The sequence below is a fragment of the Pontibacter aydingkolensis genome, assembly GCF_019443125.1.
Taxonomy (GTDB): Bacteria; Bacteroidota; Bacteroidia; order Cytophagales; family Hymenobacteraceae; genus Pontibacter; species Pontibacter aydingkolensis.
Genome location: NZ_JAHYXK010000002.1, coordinates 58,235 through 75,140, shown reverse-complemented (window position 1 = coordinate 75,140; position 16,906 = coordinate 58,235). Strand labels below are relative to the sequence as shown.

The 16,906-nt window shown below is 47.1% G+C and carries 12 protein-coding genes; 3 read left to right on the top strand and 9 right to left on the bottom strand.

The window, feature by feature from the left end; all coding sequences use genetic code 11:
- Window positions 1-16 precede the first annotated feature (16 nt).
- Both K0O23_RS02615 and K0O23_RS02610 read left to right on the top strand, forming a co-directional pair.
- Window positions 17-2,242: a T9SS type A sorting domain-containing protein gene (locus tag K0O23_RS02615; RefSeq protein WP_219875840.1), complete on the top strand. Its 2,226-nt coding sequence runs from the start codon at window positions 17-19 to the stop codon at window positions 2,240-2,242.
- Window positions 2,242-2,631: a hypothetical protein gene (locus K0O23_RS02610; protein WP_219875839.1), complete on the top strand. Its 390-nt coding sequence runs from the start codon at window positions 2,242-2,244 to the stop codon at window positions 2,629-2,631. Before K0O23_RS02615 ends, K0O23_RS02610 begins: the two co-directional genes overlap by 1 nt.
- 284 nt (window positions 2,632-2,915) lie before the next feature.
- On the opposite strand, the gene K0O23_RS02605 is transcribed toward K0O23_RS02610, so the two are convergent.
- The 3 genes from K0O23_RS02605 to K0O23_RS02595 all read right to left on the bottom strand — a co-directional run bounded on the left by K0O23_RS02605 (window position 2,916) and on the right by K0O23_RS02595 (window position 5,576).
- Window positions 2,916-3,689 (bottom strand): amidohydrolase, encoded by a 774-nt coding sequence (locus K0O23_RS02605; protein ID WP_219875838.1) that lies wholly within the window; start codon window positions 3,687-3,689, stop codon window positions 2,916-2,918.
- 108 nt (window positions 3,690-3,797) lie between these two features.
- Entirely contained in the window at window positions 3,798-4,946 is a 1,149-nt protein-coding gene (locus K0O23_RS02600; RefSeq protein WP_219875837.1) for a methionine aminotransferase, read from the bottom strand.
- 42 nt (window positions 4,947-4,988) lie between these two features.
- The gene (locus tag K0O23_RS02595; RefSeq protein WP_219875836.1) at window positions 4,989-5,576 is read right to left on the bottom strand and encodes a uracil-DNA glycosylase family protein; all 588 of its coding nucleotides are present in this window, start codon (window positions 5,574-5,576) and stop codon (window positions 4,989-4,991) included.
- Between the two features lie 79 nt (window positions 5,577-5,655).
- Between K0O23_RS02595 and K0O23_RS02590 the strand changes: the two genes are divergently transcribed.
- The gene (locus tag K0O23_RS02590) at window positions 5,656-6,243 is read left to right on the top strand and encodes a hypothetical protein (protein ID WP_246596892.1); all 588 of its coding nucleotides are present in this window, start codon (window positions 5,656-5,658) and stop codon (window positions 6,241-6,243) included.
- Window positions 6,244-6,312: 69 nt separating this feature from the next.
- Here K0O23_RS02590 and K0O23_RS02585 read toward each other — a convergent pair whose 3' ends face one another.
- From K0O23_RS02585 to mfd, 6 genes are all read right to left on the bottom strand, one after another.
- Window positions 6,313-6,735, bottom strand: coding sequence for a hypothetical protein (locus K0O23_RS02585; RefSeq protein WP_219875835.1), 423 nt, complete (start codon window positions 6,733-6,735; stop codon window positions 6,313-6,315).
- 191 nt (window positions 6,736-6,926) lie between these two features.
- Entirely contained in the window at window positions 6,927-7,739 is an 813-nt protein-coding gene (locus tag K0O23_RS02580; protein ID WP_219875834.1) for a hypothetical protein, read from the bottom strand.
- Window positions 7,740-7,961: 222 nt separating this feature from the next.
- Window positions 7,962-8,372, bottom strand: coding sequence for a response regulator (locus K0O23_RS02575; protein ID WP_219875833.1), 411 nt, complete (start codon window positions 8,370-8,372; stop codon window positions 7,962-7,964).
- Window positions 8,373-8,386: 14 nt separating this feature from the next.
- Window positions 8,387-11,461, bottom strand: a complete 3,075-nt coding sequence (locus K0O23_RS02570) for a PAS domain-containing protein (protein ID WP_219875832.1) — start codon at window positions 11,459-11,461, stop codon at window positions 8,387-8,389.
- 119 nt (window positions 11,462-11,580) lie between these two features.
- Window positions 11,581-13,215, bottom strand: a complete 1,635-nt coding sequence (locus K0O23_RS02565) for a PAS domain-containing protein (RefSeq protein ID WP_219875831.1) — start codon at window positions 13,213-13,215, stop codon at window positions 11,581-11,583.
- Window positions 13,216-13,490: 275 nt separating this feature from the next.
- Entirely contained in the window at window positions 13,491-16,862 is a 3,372-nt protein-coding gene (mfd, locus tag K0O23_RS02560; protein ID WP_219875830.1) for a transcription-repair coupling factor, read from the bottom strand.
- Window positions 16,863-16,906 lie beyond the last annotated feature (44 nt).

Genomic DNA, 16,906 nt, shown 5'->3' with positions numbered 1-16,906 from the left:
GCATGCTACCTATAAGATGAAACACCTGTACGCCCTTCTGCTTTTATTGCTTGCTGCGGCCCAAAGTATAGCACAGGAACCAGAGCCGCTACAGTTCCGGCTGCGGCATGATATTCCTGTTACTGTTGCCGGTAAACAGCTATCCGACCCCTGGAGCGGCGGCCTTAACACGCCCCAGTTTTCTACTATAGACCTGAACAAAGATGGCCAGGAAGACCTGTTTATTTTCGACAGGCAACTGCGTAAAGTATATACCTGGCTGGCGGTGCAGCAAAACGGCCAGTGGAAGTATACATATGCGCCAAAGTATGAAGTATTCTTTCCTGCTGATCTGGAGAACTGGGTGCTGCTGCGCGACTATAACTGCGACGGGTTGAAAGATATTTTTACCAGCACGCCACTTGGCATCAGGGTATTTAAACAGGAACCAGCCACGAATGGTCAACTCAAATTTACCTTATCTGAAAGTGCCCTGTACTACAACAGCAACCGTGTAAACATGCAGATGACAGGCACCGATGTGCCGGCCATTACAGACATAGACGGCGACGGTGACCTGGATGTGCTGATAGCGGAGTTCTCTGTGGGCAAAACGCTGGAGCTTTACCGCAATGTGCAGGCAGAGCAGGGGCTGGCCTGTGGCACGATGCAGTTCGTGCAGCAAACAGACTGGTGGGGGCGCATTACGGAGTGTGATGGGTGTAACAATTTCCTGTTCAGTGCTTATTGCCGCGTAGCTGCGCCATTGCATTCGGGCCACAACGGATCGTCGCTGCTGCTGATAGACATGGATGCTGACGGTGACAAAGACCTTATAATGGGTGCTGTGCAATGCAATAACCTGGTGCTGATGGAGAACCAGGGAACCGCCGGGAATGCCGTAATGACTGGCTTTACACCTGCATTCCCCGCTGCTAAACCGGCCTCCTTTGCTGTGTTTCCGGCTGCTTACTACGAAGATGTGACATTTGATGGAATACCCGACATGCTGGTGGCGCCACAGGTAACCGACAATATCTGGAACATGGATTTCAAGGCCTCTACCTGGCTATACAAAAACAGCGGCGCAGCCAACAGGCCAACATTTGATTACGTGCAGAACGATTTCCTGCAAAACCAGATGATAGACCTGAGCGAAGGTGCTTTCCCGGCCTTTGCCGACCTGGATGGCGACGGCGACCTGGATATGCTGGTAGGCAACCATGCCTCGTATCGTAATAACCTGTATAGTGCCTCTATCAGCTTTTACCGCAACACAGGCACCGCCACAGCACCTGCTTTTGAGCTGGTAACCGATGATTACCTTAACCTGAATAGCCTGCAATTATTTGCTTTAAAACCGGCCTTTGCCGATGTAAACGGAGATAACCTGCCAGACCTCATACTTACCTATAAAGAGTTAAAAGCAGGTACTAACCGCATCAGTTTTATACCTAACAAAGCTGCAAATGGTCAGGCGGCTGTTTTTAATTCTGCCGATGTTAAAACGCTCCAAAGTATACCGGATGGCGCTAACCCTGCCCTTGCAGATGTAGATGATGACGGTGACCTGGACCTGTTGCTTGGTATGAAAGACGGCAGCATCGCTTTTTACCGGAACACAGGTACAGCTTCCAATGCGGTTTATACTTTAGAAAGCAATGCCCTAGGTGGCATAGGTTTTAATACAATAAGAAGAACCCTGCACCCCACAGTAACAGATGTAGACGGCAATGGCAACCCGGATCTGATAACCGTAGACGACAGCGGTGCTCTTAGGATTTACCGCAATTTTACCAGCAACCTTACAGGCACCTTTACCGCCGAAACGCAGGTACTCGAGAATGTGCTTACCCAAGGTTTACAGGCTACCCAATTTGGCAAAGGCTTAAGTATAACTGTGGCTCCACTGGGTGGCGAAAATAAACTATACTTTATAGTTGGCTCGCAGGGAGGTGGTTTATACTTGCTCGAGCAAACGGCTGGCAACATGGCTGTAGCCCAGGGACCTGATGCAGGTGTAAAGCTGGAAGTGTATCCTAACCCAAGTGATAAAACACAACGCGATGTGGTTTCCGTGAGGGCCTCTGAGCCAGTTATACTTCAGGTGTATGATGCCATTGGCCGCAAAGTATACCAAAGCAATAATGTGTTTAGCAGGAGCCATACGTTGCCGTTGCGAAACTTTAAAGCAGGCATGTATATTATCAGAGCAACATCTAAAAAAGGAGGTCATACTTCTGCTAAACTGGTGGTACAGTAATGCAGGCATTTTTATACTTTAACCTGGCCACCCCGGCAACATACAGGCAACCGCTCCTGGAACAGGTAAAAGCTGCCCTGCCACAAGTGGCTATACTTGATATGGATACCAAATCAGGGGAATTGGTGCAGCGCTACGCACTTCAGTTACTGCGTGATGCTGCACAGGCTGTAGTAGTCATAAAAGCAGACGAAAGTATAACAGACTTAAGTGCACTAATGCCGCTGCTAGAGGAGTTGTTTCTGGAAAAGCCTGAAAGGTTGGTGTTACTACAAGGGGCGCAGGCCAGGTTACAGCGGATGCTCAGTGCAAGGCAAAATTTAAAATATAAAGTTGTAGCAGAGGAGGAAGTAGTGCCGGAAGCTCAGGAGTTTTTTCAGAGCAACTAGAAACTTTTTCTGGAGCACAGGTTATATGCCAACCCAGAAAAATGCGAATGTAAAAAGGGCAGGGCCGTTTCATTCTCTTTTATTCTTTACAGAATGACAGAGGTTTTTGACCTCTTTTTATCAGAATGAAACGGTCCTAGTAAAAAGAGGAGGTCAAGGCCGCTATTGAAAGCAATCCTGTGTATCCTATTTATCATGAAAATCCTGATTCAGACCTGTGAGCGTCTACGCCAATAGCCAGCATATTATAATTCGCAGCAGAAGACGCGCAAAGTATTAAGTCTCTACAGCAGGGTAAATGCATCCGCATCGAGGTGTGCCGGAAAAGCCTCTCTGAAATTTTCCAGTTCTTTTTTGCTTAGCGTTAAAGTATGTATACCCTCTACTTCACTTGTCTCCAGTAAACGATGGCCTTTTGGGTGAATTATGGCCGAGTCGCCGGAGTAGGGGTGGTTATTGCCGTCGGTACCTACCCTGTTCACGCCCACAACATACGCCAGGTTTTCGATGGCTCGGGCCTGCAGTAAAATGCGCCAGGGTTGGTTGCGTACTTTTGGCCAGTTGGCAACATAAAGCATCAGGTCGTAGGTATTGTTGCTGTTGCGGCTCCACACCGGGAAACGAAGATCATAGCATACCAGCGGGCAAACTTTCCAGCCATTCAGCTCTACCACCAGGCGATCTTGCCCAGGTGCATAAGTATGGTGTTCTTTTGCCATCCGGAATAAGTGCTTTTTATCGTACTTTGCATAGCTGCCGTCGGGGCGTACCCAATACAAACGGTTAAAGTATAGGTCTCCTTCTTTTACCATCACGCTTCCGGTTATTACCGCATTATACTTTTTAGCTTCCTGCTGCATCCAGGTTAAAGTTGGTCCTTCTGCTTCCTCGGCCAATCCTGCGGCGTTCATGCTAAATCCGGTTGTGAACATCTCAGGCAACACAATCAGGTCTGTAGCAGGTGCAGCGGCAGCAAGCTTCTCAGAGAACATACTCCGGTTAGCCTCAGCATCTTGCCAGTGCAGCTCAGTTTGTACAATCGTTACACGAAGATCCATTATCGTTGTTTGTTACTCGTTATTCGTTATTGGGTAATGTAGAGACGCAATTTTTGCGTCCTGTCAGCTAAAGGACTAAACGGTGCTCTAAGAACTAACAATCGCCAGTTAGATCCTGGACAGTTTCTCTCCAGCGGCTCTCAATGCATCTTCACTTTTTGCAAAGCAGAAGCGCAGGTATTTGTTGTCTGTTTTGTTATGATAAAAAGCAGATACAGGAATAGCAGCTACACCAGTTTCTGTAGTGAGTCGTTTTGCAAAGTCCAGGTCATATTCATCAGAGATGTTATCATACTTTGCCAGCTGAAAATAGGTGCCTGCTGCCGGCAAAATCTCTAAGCGGCTGCCTTTTAGCTGTTCGCAAAAATAATCGCGCTTGGTCTGGTAAAAGTCCGGGAGTTCCTGGTAGTGTGCCTCGTTATCCATAAAATCGGCTATGGCCAGTTGCAGCGGCGTAACAGAGCAGAAGGTGATAAACTGGTGCATCTTTCGTAGCTCTGTAGTGAGGGGTGCAGGAGCTACGGCATACCCAATTTTCCAGCCGGTGGTATGGTAGGTCTTGCCAAAAGATGATATCACAAAGCTTCGTTCGCGCAGGGCTGGGTGCTGTAACACGCTGTTGTGCTGCTGCCCGTCAAATACCATGTGTTCGTATACTTCGTCGCTTATTACCAGTATGTCGGTGCCGTCGGTTATACTTGCCAGTGTGTCCAGGTCCTGCTTAGTCATTACTGCGCCGGTTGGGTTGTGCGGAGTATTTATAATAATAAGCCTTGTCCGCGACGAGATACACTTCTTAACCAGATCCCAGTCTACGCTAAAGTCTGGTAGCGTAAGGGGTACAAATATTGGTGTGCCGCCGCATAAGCGAATAGCAGGCACATAAGAGTCGTAGCATGGTTCCAGCACAATTACCTCAACGCCGGGTTTTACTACGGCTGTAATGGCCGCGTTCAGTGCCTCGGTGGCACCGGAGGTAACTGTAATCTCTGTATCGGGGTTGGGCAGGTAGTCGTATACTTTTTCTGTTTTAAGGCTGATCTTACCGCGCAGTTGGGGCATGCCCGGCATCGGAGCATATTGGTTAAAGCCTTCGTGCATGTATTTTGTAACAAGCTGCATAAGCGGTTCAGGGCAATTAAAATCCGGAAATCCCTGCGACAGGTTAATGGCTTTGTGCTCGTTTGCCAACCCAGACATCACTGAGAAAATGCTATTGCCAATATCTGGTAGTTTGCTGCTCGGGTAGTTGATCATGTGTATAGCGTTAGGCAGTTTACAGTAGCTAAAATAGAAGATTTACGTGTTCTTAAACAAATCTTTTATCAGTGTTTGCAGCGCGGGCACTGCATCGGCCTCAAACCACGGGTTGCGCCTTTGCCAAAAATGATTCAGGGGCGAGGGGTGTGGCATAGGCATGTATTTTGGCAGATACTCATGCCAATTGCTTACGGTTTCTGTAAGGTTGCTCTTTACTGACTTTCCTAAAAAATAATCCTGGGCATACTTACCGATAAGTAATGTGAATTGAATATTAGGTAACAGGGCCAGCAGGTTCTGGTGCCAGTGCCGGGCACATTCGGGACGCGGAGGCAAATCGCCGCTTTTGCCCTTACCAGGGTAACAGAAACCCATCGGTATTATGGCCACCTGAGAACTGTCGTAGAACATATCTGCGTCCATATCCAGCCACTGGCGCAGGCGCTTTCCGCTTTGGTCGTCCCAGGGTTTGCCACTGGCATGTACTTTGGTGCCAGGCGCCTGCCCCACAATCAGCAACTTGGCAGTTGTGCTGGCTGCCAGCACGGGCCGTGGTCCCAAGGGCAGGTGTTCTTCGCAAATGCGACAGGCACGAACCTGCTGCAACAAACTTTCCAGTGCCTCCATAGTATAGTAATATAAACTACAAAGGTACGAAGTATACCAAAGGAGTAGCGGTCGCAAACCGTTAAAAAGTATAAATGCAATGTGTAAGTACTGGAAGATATGGCTGATGGTAAGTGCGCTTTGCTGGTTTAAGCCAGTAGCAGAGGCACAGGAGACAGCTATGTTCAAAAATACCTTCACCCTAAAGTTTTTCGGGTTTTCGATGCACCTTAAAGAGAGCCCTTACCCAGAGATATTTCCTAACAGGTTAGACCAGAAAGGCTACGCTACCTTTAACTATGGAGCAATAGCGGGTTACGAACGTTTTGTGGTACGCGATGCCATTAGTGTGCGGGTAGAGCAGGGTTTATATGCCGATTGTGCTGGCCAGCTGGCGGGTTTTACCCACCTGGGGTGGCGTGGTATAATCTTCCGGAGTAACCGGCATTCAGTTAACGGCGGCTTCGGACCTACCTTAGTGTACCGCCAGGACTGGAACAGACTAGAGGGATACCAAGACGACGGTTATTTTAAACGCAGCGGCACATGGCAACACAAATTTTACTGGTATGGCGGCGAGTTTGAGTATAATTATGAGCTCAACAATAATACAGACATTTCAGTTAACCTGGTGCCTGGGTTGCCGGAGCTTATATCGTTGGGGTTTGGTATCCGGAAGCATTTTTAATAAAGCATAATAGCAAAGGACCAGAGACTTAAAACCCTCTGGCCCTTTGCCCTATGGGATATGTTGCACTCAGTGGTTTCGTTCATCCCGTCGCTCATCACGTGGGTGGCGCCTGAGTTCCCAATCCGGGTGTTGTGGTGGTGGCATCATATGCGGTTTTTCTTCCTGCCAGCGGTTATCCGCACGCTGGTTGTTTCTATCAAAATACACATCCTGCTGGCGCCAGATAGGAGGCTCCTGGTGCTCAAAACGGTTGTGGCGAGGGTCATGCCATTCTTCGTCCTGGTGCCGGTAGTGCTTTTCGTATTCCTGTTGGCCGGCATCGTGTAAATGTCTGTTCTGATGGTTTAAGTGTATTAAAGGCTCAGGTTCACCCCAGCGGCTCCTGAAGTCCTGAAAATGCTCTTCGTGATGCCTTGGGTGATGCCTTTCGTGCCGGTGGTGTCTATTTCTGTGGTGCGGATGTCTTGGGTCGTTTTCGTCGTAATGCATAGCGTGTCAGTTAGGTGATTGGATTAATTGCAAATGCTCCTACCCTGAATTTACGGGCTGATAGTCAGTAGGTTTGAAAGAAATGTTTATATGAGTTATGAAAACAACAAAGCCGGCTTGTATGGCCGGCTTTGTTTCACTAACTAAAACTAATCTACTACCAAATCTACCTAATCTGGTCTTTATACGAACTACCGCTGATATCGTTTTTTGTAATCTGTATCATTGTAATAATTATCCTCTCCAGAGTCTACTTCGTCGGCCCAGCGTGGTCCGCCTTCGTATCCTCTGTCAAAGCGCCTGTCGCGGTAAGGTTCAGAGCCATAGCGCTTATGAGAATCTACACGATCTGCGGCGCTCTGGTGCTGGTAACGTGGGCGGTACTCCGGGTCGTCAGAATGCCAGATATCGTTCCAGGTGTCTTTTACACGGTCCATAAAACCGCGGTTGTCCCTGTTCGGGTTTTCATCTGATGTATAACGTCCTTCTCTATACCAGTTGTGGGAGCCGCTACCGTATCGAAAGTCGGTTTCTTTGTAACGGCTGCGGCTGTCGGGGCTGTCACGCCAGATGTCGTTCGGGTTATCGTTTACATCTGATGTATTTCCCTGCAAAGAACCGCCTGGCGTATGCGGCCTGCGCATAGTATGCATGTCGCTGTGCTGGTATCCCTGGCCGTGGTCCAGGTAAGAGCGTTCGTTACGGTATGGGCTTTCTGGCTTGCTGCCATAGTGCTCGCCTAACTGCGCGTTGCGCTCCCGGGCATATGTTTTGTTTCTATCGTGATGATAGCTTTCGCCGTAGCGTTTCTCTGGAGTATCCTGTGCGCCGCGCGGGCTGGGTCCTGTGTGAAAGTAGTTGCCTTCGTCCCACTGCTTGTCGTTGTGGGTGCTGCTGCCACGGTAGCCGTAACGCTTTTGATGTTCCCTTTCCTGTTCGGGTGATTTATTTCCCATGCGCCAGTTCTCTTCTCCCTGGCCTCTATAGTTTCCTGCGTTTGTCATTGCTTTATCCTTTTCTTAGGTGTTACTCTTCAAACCCCGCAGTGTGCGGGTTTATTATGTACGATATTACAGAGGCTATTGTTAAATATAACGAAGTAATGCCTTGAATCAGAGTTGATAACAACAGTAAAAGGACGTATGCAAAATAGGGGGTAAATAAAAAGCGGCGCCACACTTTTGTAAGTGTGCCGCCGCCATACTAGTGTTGAGTTTATACGTTACTTAAAAGTACTCATTCATGATATCACGTACATCGCCTTCTGTAAGAGGCTTGGAGTAATGCCGGCGCACATCCGGAAACTGCTTTAACTTTTCAAGGTCGTAAAAGCTTGCGGATGAAGTTAGCATCAGCATAACGATCTGGTCTTTATGACTGTTGTCAAGTTTCTGATATTCTTCTAAAAATTCAAAACCATCCATCACAGACATTTTAATATCCACAAGAATAAGCTGCGGCCTAGGGTACTCCGGATCGTCGGCAAATGCCTTTTCCAGGTACTGAAGGGCTTCTTCGCCATTAGTTACCACTCTAATATCCTCAGCTACCTGCATGCGTGTTAATAGCCTGTGGTTTAGGTAGTTGGTTGTTTCATCGTCGTCGATCAGCAGAATTGATTTAACTGATTTTGTCATGTTACTATGTGTGGTTAGGCCTTCTTCTGTTTAAAGTATAAGTAAAATGTAGTGCCTTTGTTTAGCTGGCTTTCAATATTTATATAACCTCCCTGGTTAGTTAGCAGCCTGTTTACAATGTACAAGCCAAGCCCGGAACCGTTTACATGATTATGAAACCGCCTGAACATCTGGAACAACTTATTATGGTGTTTGCTTAAATCTAAGCCAATCCCATTGTCTGAAACCTGCAGCTCTACAAAGTTATCTTTTATTTTAGTGTTAAGGTGTATAACAGGAGGCTTTTCGTTTGATTTATACTTGATAGCGTTGCTAATCAGGTTGTAAAGTATGCTTTTAAGGCCTGGGCGGGTGAAGTATAAATAAGGCGCAGCTGAAAAGTTAGTAGTTATACTTGCCTGTGTGCCTTCTATATGGTGTTGCAGGTTCTCCAGTACATCCTGGGTTATAGCTTGCAGATCCAGGTACTCTAGTTCTTTCCTGCCTGCTTTCTGCACTTTAACCACTTCAGACAGCTCATCGATTGTGTTCTGTATCTGGTGAAGCGACCTGTTAAACATGTTAATCATTTTAGGAGCATCAGGATCTTTAAACTCAGCTACACGGGTAAGCTCCTCAAAAATGCCAGCCATATTCAAGATTGGAAGTTTAAGGTCGTGAGAGGCGGTATACACAAAGCTATCCAGGTCCTGGTTGGTGCGCTCCAGTTCAATGTTTTTCTCCAGCAGTTCTTCTTCAGCTTTCTTATGGTCCTCAATATCGGTGCAGGTTCCAAACCACTTGGTAACGTTGCCCTCATTATCACGCATAGGCAGCCCCTGGCCCAAAAACCACCGATATGAGCTACTAAAACTACTCCTGATACGGTACTCAATTTCATAATAATCACCAGTGTGTACTGAGTGCAGCCAGCGATTTAAGGCCATTTCAACATCATCCGGGTGGAGTACTTTTAGCCATGCTTCCGGCCCCAGGCTTTCTTCAAGACTTAAACCGGTATAGTTTATCCATCGGTTATTAAAATAGTCAACAGCGCCATCAGCGTTGGCAGTCCAAACCATTTGCGGAATAGATTCTGTTAAAAATCTAAACTTTTGCTCAGACTCCTGTAGCTGCTCCTGCAATAGCCTTTGGTCGTGTATGTCGGTGGCGGTGCCAAACCACTTTACAATTTCTTTTTTATCGTTATACATGGGTTCAGCGCGTAACAGGAACCAACGGTAAGTCTTTGCCTCCGTATCCTGGAAACGAACCTGAAACTCTAATTTCTCACCGGTAGCTACACAATTTAACCAAGTGCTCATCAAGCTGTCAAGCTCATCGGGGTGTATGGCTGGTGCCCAGCCAAAGCCAAGCGAGTTTTCGTCCATTTTAGTATACTCGAACCAGCGGTGGTTGGTATAATCGATGTATCCGTCTGGGTTGGCACTCCAAACCATTTGCGGTATAGACTCAGTCAGGAAGCGAAATTTCTTTTCAGAAGCCTCTACCTGTTCGCGCAATACTTTTTGGTCGTGAATATCGGTGGCGGTTCCATACCAGGTTATAATATTGCCTGCAGCATCGCGTATTGGCAGGGCTCTAGCCAAAAACCAGCGGTAGTTTTCTGTGTTTGCATCGCGTAGACGTAGTTCCCGCTCATACATTTGGCCGGTGCGCATAGAGGACAACCAGTCGTCTACAGTAGGCTGCAGGTCGTCAGGATGCAAAGAAGGGCTCCAACCTAAGCCTAATGTCTCCTCCTCTGTCATTTTGGTGTAGTCGTACCATTGCTGGTTAAAGTAATCTACGTAACCGTCAGGCTTACCGCTCCATACTATATGGGGAATAGACTCGGCAAGCATCTTAAAGCGCTCTTTGCTGCTCTCAATTGCCGCCATCATTTGCTTTTGGTCTTCTATGTCGGTGTGAGACCCAACCCACATGATAATATTTCCCTTGCTATCGCGCATGGGTACACTTCGCGCCAAAAACCACTTATAGTTCCCATCTTTCCCTTTCCAGCGATTTTCGCCTACAAAGGTTTCGCCTGTGCTAATGGATTTCTTCCACATCCTTGCAGTTTCTTCTGCATCATCCGGATGTATAATATTTGACCATCCCCACGCTCTCATCTCCTCAAAATTAGACCCAGTGTACTCGTACCATTGCTGGCTATAAAAATTTACGGCACCGTCTGGGGTTGTTGTCCAAGTCATAAGGGGCAGCGCGTTCAACATTTTAAGGGTGTACTCTGTCTGCTCTTTTAATTGCTGTTCTATTTTTACCTTTTCGGTTACATCCTGCATAGCTCCAAGCATCCTTACTGATTGGCCTTGCTCATTTAGAATAATGTATCCCTGGTCAAAGATAGTTTTATAAGAACCATCAGCGCATCTAAACCTGTAGGTGTCGTTCCACTTGTTTTCCCCAAGCTCTATAGCATGATGTATAGAATGCGAAACCCTATCTAAATCTTCAGGATGTATTCTGCTGGTCCAAGAGGTCGCATCTGGCTCTATTTCAGATGGTAAGTATCCGAAAAGGCTTGTAAAGCCATCGTTCCACCATACTTGGTTTGTTAGTAAGTTCCAATCCCAGATAACATCACTTGTAGCCTTGGCAATGCGCTCAAAGCGTTCATTCATCTCCTGGTAATTTGCTTGGACGGAAGTTGTCTTATGCTCTTTTTTTACCAACTCTGTTACATCGCGCACCTCATGAAGTATATGCTGTATTTCTCCTGTAGAAGAATCTAACACAGGTTTGCTGCACAAGTCCCAGTAGCATTCTGCAAAACGGCCGTCAGGCAACATTACATCAAAACGTAAAGCCTCTATGGCATCTGCAGCTTTATTTTCCAGCACATGCTTCAGCGACTTTAATATAACTTGTTTTGACCCTAATCTTTCGATAACATCACTCTCGGGGAAAATATCAAACAGGTATTTGCCAATTAGCTGCTTGCCAACTGTATGAGTGGAGGAAAGGTAATGTTCACTAGCCTCAATAATGCGAAAATCAGGGGAAAGGACTATAAAAGAGCCAGGTAGTGCCTTAAACAGACTTCTGTAATCTATGTCAGGCTGGGCAACAGGTGTATTTTTCATTTAATAAATTGCTGACTCTACTGCGACAGCTAAAATTACGCACAAATTGTATTGAAGTAACTAAAAAAGTAGAAATTGGTTGTGCTGTAACTTATATAAAACAACAGAACGTAGCCTTATCATTTTGCTGATTTTATTTTCTGTTCTAACTCCTGCGCTAGTTTCTCTGCTTTGTGCTTTGCCTTCACAAGCTCTGTTACCTCTACTGCCGAAATCAGCACACCTTCTACCAGACCGTGGTCATTAAAAATGGGTTGATATCTGAAATTAAAAAAAGCCTCTATAGGTTCTCCTTTCTGGTGGCGGTCGTACATTACATTTAGTTCGCTTAGCTGTGCGGCATTGCCCTGGGTATATACTTGGTCCAGCAAATCCAGAAAGCCCAGCTGCTCAAACTCCGGCCATATTTCGCGCGCAGTTTTACCAATGTAAGTACGCGAGCCATACATGCGGTACACACCCGGAGACACGTAGCGGCAAATGTGGTTTGGCCCCTCCAGCAGGCAAAGGTGTGCTGGCGAAAGCTGTAGTATATTTTGCAGTTGCTGGTCTTTCAGGCGTATGCTCTCAAGTGATTGCTTCTGGTCTTCGATATCTGTAAAAGTGCCCACCCACAGGGTTACATTGCCATTCTGGTCGTGCATAGGTACGCCACGCTCAATAAAAGAACGGTAGCTACCATTTATGCAGTCGCGTATGCGGTACTCCATTTCATACAGGTTGCCTGAAGAAATCGCTTCGTGCCATGTTGTAAGCACATCTGCGGTATCTTCGGGATGGATAACGCTGGTCCAGCCGCTGGTCTGGCCTTTTGCCATGCCCGTGTAACTATACCAGTTGTCGTTAAAGTATAGCACTTTGCCTTTAGGATCTGCTGTCCAGGCCATGTGTGGCAGGTGTTCGAGCAGCTGCCTGAAACGGGCATCGCTTTCTTTTAGTTCTACTTCAGCGCGTTTGTTCTGCGATAAGTCTATAATTGTTCCGAAAGTTCGTGAAGGCCTGTTTTGGTCATCATAAACAAAGTATCCCTGGTCGAGCACGTGGGCATAGGTGCCATCTGCTTTTCGCAGCCTATACTCTCCGGTCCATATTTTTTGCCCCAGCGAGGTAGCCTGCGCTATACTTTGCTGCACGGCATTAAAGTCGTCAGGGTGTACCAGTTTATCCCAAGCAGCTCTGCTTGGCTCCATTTCTTCCGGGGCATAACCAAATACCTGCTGCAGTTGCTTATCCCAGGTTAATACATTTTTTTTGATGTCGTACTCCCATGCAACCGTATGAAGCGCATTGGTAAGCATGGCCAGCCGTTCCTCGTTCTGTTGGTGAAGCTGTTCCTGTCGTACATTCTCTGTAATGTCCCTGGCTTCGTGGAGGATGTACAGGATGTCGCCGTCGCTATCCAGTATAGGCGTATTTATTACTTTCCAGTATTTCTCTTCAAAGCCTTGCCTTGAATGCTGTGGCAGATCTACTCGGACAAGTGGGATAGTATGAGCTATTTTATACTTCAAAACATGATTTAAAGATGTGTTCAGTGCATGTTTTGCGGCATCATAGGAATCGTGTGGGTTATCAGTAAACAAGTTAAATATATTCTTCCCTATAATATCCTCAGGAATTAAATCAATGGATTTGGTATATGCCGTAGTAGCATCCTGTACATCAAAATCAGAGGTTAGGAGCAAGTATAAACCTGGCATAGCTCTAAAAACAAGCGTTAGATCAGATGATAGTTTATTATCTACTAGGTGCATGCTCGGGTATACTTTAAGCCTTTGAATGGGAGAGTAAATTACTAAAAAAAATAAGTATGGTGCAACTGTTTAATGGTATAACATATATTAAAATATGCCTGAGGCAGGCACCTTATGTGTAAAGCTTTGTTTGTAAGCCACAATCCTTTATTTAAACTAAAATGAAGTATAGTTTATTATGGAAGGTAGGGTAGCAAAGTATGGCAGCAACCAGGCGATAACAAAATACAGCTTGGGTATACTTTGTTATCGCTTGGTTGCTGCACATTTTAAGCTTAGGCAGAGGCAATTTCTGTTATGCCGAAACCCTCAAATACCTCCTTGGCATCTGCTATACTTTGAATATCCTCCACGATCACGATCAATTTGTTTTTGGCTTCTTTCAGGCGTGAACGGCGCGAGTGCTGCTGTACATACTTAAGTATATTGCCAAATGTCTCGGACTGGAAGTATTTGTCGTTATTCTCACTTGGCAGGTAACCTTTCATTACTTCTTTTTTAATGGTGAGCTTCTCGAAACCCAGCTGTTGTGCTTGCCAGCGCAGTTTCACGATCTCCACCAGTTTAAGCACTTCTTCAGGCATTGGTCCGAAGCGGTCTACTATACTTGCACGCAACTTCTCCAGATCATCCAGGTCCTTGGTACTATCCAGTTTGCTGTACAGGTTAAGGCGTTCTGAGATGTTGCTCACGTAGCTCTCCGGTATCAGTACCTCCATATCCGTCTCAATATTACAGTCGCGTACAGGCTCTATAAACTCTGCCAGATTATCGCCCAGGAACAGCTCCCTGAACTCAGTTTCCTTCAGTTCTTTGATAGCATCGTCGAGCACCTGGTGATACATTTCAAAACCAAGATCGGTGATGAAGCCGCTTTGTTCGCCACCCAGCAGGTTACCGGCTCCACGAATGTCCAGGTCGCGCATGGCAATCTTAAAGCCTTCACCCAGATCAGAGAATTCTTCCAGCGTGCTCAGTCGTTTACGGGCATCGCTTGGAAGGCCGGCTACTGGTGGGGTGAGCAGGTAGCAATAAGCTTTTTTGTTTGAGCGACCCACGCGGCCACGCATCTGGTGCAAATCTGATAAGCCAAACATGTGTGCGCGGTTGATGATGATAGTGTTGGCATTCTCAATATCCAGGCCAGACTCGATGATGTTTGTACTTACCAGCACATCAAACTCGCCGTTTACGAACTTCATCATGCGCTTTTCCAGCGTTTCGGGGTCCATCTGGCCGTGGGCGTATGTTACTTTAGCATCGGGTACCTGGCGCAGGATCATATCGGCAATCGCCTCAATATCCTTAATGCGGTTATGTACAAAGAACACCTGTCCGCCGCGCTTCATCTCGTTTACTACTGCATCGCGTATCAGCACTTCGTCAAATACATGCAGTTCTGTTTTTACCGGCTGGCGGTTTGGCGGTGGAGTAGCTATCACGCTCAGGTCACGGGCACCCATCAGCGAGAAGTGCAGCGTTCGCGGAATAGGCGTAGCTGTAAGCGTTAGAGTATCCACGTTTACGCGCATCTCCTTCAGTTTATCCTTGGTCTTTACACCAAACTTCTGCTCCTCATCTATCACTAGCAGGCCAAGGTCTTTGAATTTCACATCTTTGCTTACAATACGGTGCGTGCCGATCAGGATATCTACTTTGCCTTCAGCTACCCGTTTTAAAGTATCCTTTGTATCCTTGGCCGTTTTAAAGCGGTTAATGTAGTCTACAGTAACCGGAAACTGCTCCAGTCTGTCGCGGAACGTTCGGAAGTGCTGCATGGCAAGTATAGTTGTAGGCACTAGTATGGCAACCTGCTTTCCGTCGCAGGCAGCTTTAAAGGCAGCACGAATGGCTATTTCTGTTTTACCAAAGCCTACATCGCCACATACCAACCTGTCCATTGGGTGCGGCTGCTCCATATCGGCTTTTACGTCTTCCGTAGATTTTGCCTGGTCCGGAGTATCCTCGTAAATAAACGACGACTCCAGTTCGGCCTGTAGAAAGCCATCTCTGGAGTAGGCAAAGCCCGGGGCGGCCTTGCGTTTGGCGTAAAGGCTGATGAGCTCGTGAGCAATATCCTTTACTTTGCTCTTTACCTTCTTCTTCTTGTTCTCCCACTCCGGCGAACCCAGCTTGCTCATACTTGGCGGCCCGCCCTCTTTGCCGCTATACTTTGAGATCTTGTGCAGCGAGTGGATACTCACGTACAGCAAATCGTCGTCGCGGTAAACCAGTCGGATGGCTTCCTGTAAACGGCCGCCAACTTCTACTTTCTCCAGCCCGGCAAAGCGACCAATGCCGTAGTCTACGTGCGTAATATAATCGCCAGGGTGCAGCGAACGCAGCTCTTTCAGCGTCATGGCCTTCGACTTGGAATGCCCTTCCTTGGCCTTGTGCTGGTAGAACCTGTCGAACAGCTGGTGATCGGTGTAGCAGGTTATTTTTAAGGTATGATCGATGAAGCCTTCGCTTAGCGAGACTGGCAAGTGCTGGAAACGCACATCATGGTCCAGCTCATCGAAGATCATGGTGAGTCGGTTGATCTGGCGCGGCGAATCCGTGGCGATGATGTTTACAAAACCATCGCCCTGCTGCTCGTGCAGGTTTTTAACCAGCCTGTTAAAGTCCTTGTTGAACGATGGCTGTGGTTTGGCCTGCAGCTGTATCACCTCAGCTGTTTTGAAGTGGAAACGCTTGCCCATTTCCACCACATTGAAGTTGTCGAGTAGCTTTTTGAACTGTTTCTGCGTCTGGAACAGCTGCTCCGGGTCCGACACAATTTGCGTGCCGCCGCTGCCTGCCATCAGCTTTTCAAAATCATGCGATGCCTTGTCAAAATACTCTTCAATCACGTCCAGTGTAAGGCGCACATCTTTAAACCAGATGTTGGTGTTTTTTGGAAGGAAATCAAGGAAAGCCTCGCGTGTTTCCTGCAGCAGTTTGGTTTGTACGTTGGGTATGATAGAGATGCTTTTCTTGGTCTCTACCGACAGCTGCGTGTCCGGGTCGAAGGTTCTTATACTTTCAATCTCATCACCGAACAACTCGATACGGTAGGGCAAGTCGTTGGCGTAAGAGTATACGTCTACAATGCCGCCGCGCACGGCATATTGGCCTGCTTCGTACACAAACTCGGTGCGCTCAAAGCCATACTCTGCCAGCATCTCGCTCAGGAAATTTACATCCAGCTTTTCGCCTACTTTAGCACCCAGCGTATTCTCTACCAGCGATTTTTTATTGATTACTTTCTCGGTAAGCGCCTCCGGGTATGTCACGATCAGTTCGCCTTTGCCGGTTTTCTGGTTCAGGCGGTTGAGCACCTCGGCACGCATCAGAATGTTAGCATTCTCGGTATCGTCGAAGCTATAGGGCCGCTTGTATGATGTCGGGAAAAGCAGTATTTCCTGGGTATCGCCGAGCAGGTTTTTGAGGTCGGTGTAAAAATAGGCAGCCTCCTCTTTGTCGTGTAAAACGAAGAGTTGGTGTTGGTTATTTAAAGTATAAACCGCCGAAGCCAACACCGCATCCAGGCTGCCAGCCATGCCTTTTAGTTGCAGGCGGTAGGGTTCTTTGGCTTTTAAACGCTCGGCAATGGTTTGCACCACGCTGTCGAGGCGGTACAGTTCTAAAAAATCGGTTACTTTCATTCTGGTCTAAAAGTCACAAAACAGCAAAGGCAGAACACAGGACT

Coding starts and splice junctions, on each gene's coding strand:
- K0O23_RS02615 (WP_219875840.1), top strand. CDS start 17: ATGAAACACCTGTACGCCCTTCTGCTTTTATTGCTTGCTGCGGCCCAA.
- K0O23_RS02610 (WP_219875839.1), top strand. CDS start 2,242: ATGCAGGCATTTTTATACTTTAACCTGGCCACCCCGGCAACATACAGG.
- K0O23_RS02605 (WP_219875838.1), bottom strand. CDS start 3,689: ATGGATCTTCGTGTAACGATTGTACAAACTGAGCTGCACTGGCAAGAT.
- K0O23_RS02600 (WP_219875837.1), bottom strand. CDS start 4,946: ATGATCAACTACCCGAGCAGCAAACTACCAGATATTGGCAATAGCATT.
- K0O23_RS02595 (WP_219875836.1), bottom strand. CDS start 5,576: ATGGAGGCACTGGAAAGTTTGTTGCAGCAGGTTCGTGCCTGTCGCATT.
- K0O23_RS02590 (WP_246596892.1), top strand. CDS start 5,656: ATGTGTAAGTACTGGAAGATATGGCTGATGGTAAGTGCGCTTTGCTGG.
- K0O23_RS02585 (WP_219875835.1), bottom strand. CDS start 6,735: ATGCATTACGACGAAAACGACCCAAGACATCCGCACCACAGAAATAGA.
- K0O23_RS02580 (WP_219875834.1), bottom strand. CDS start 7,739: ATGACAAACGCAGGAAACTATAGAGGCCAGGGAGAAGAGAACTGGCGC.
- K0O23_RS02575 (WP_219875833.1), bottom strand. CDS start 8,372: ATGACAAAATCAGTTAAATCAATTCTGCTGATCGACGACGATGAAACA.
- K0O23_RS02570 (WP_219875832.1), bottom strand. CDS start 11,461: ATGAAAAATACACCTGTTGCCCAGCCTGACATAGATTACAGAAGTCTG.
- K0O23_RS02565 (WP_219875831.1), bottom strand. CDS start 13,215: ATGCACCTAGTAGATAATAAACTATCATCTGATCTAACGCTTGTTTTT.
- mfd (WP_219875830.1), bottom strand. CDS start 16,862: ATGAAAGTAACCGATTTTTTAGAACTGTACCGCCTCGACAGCGTGGTG.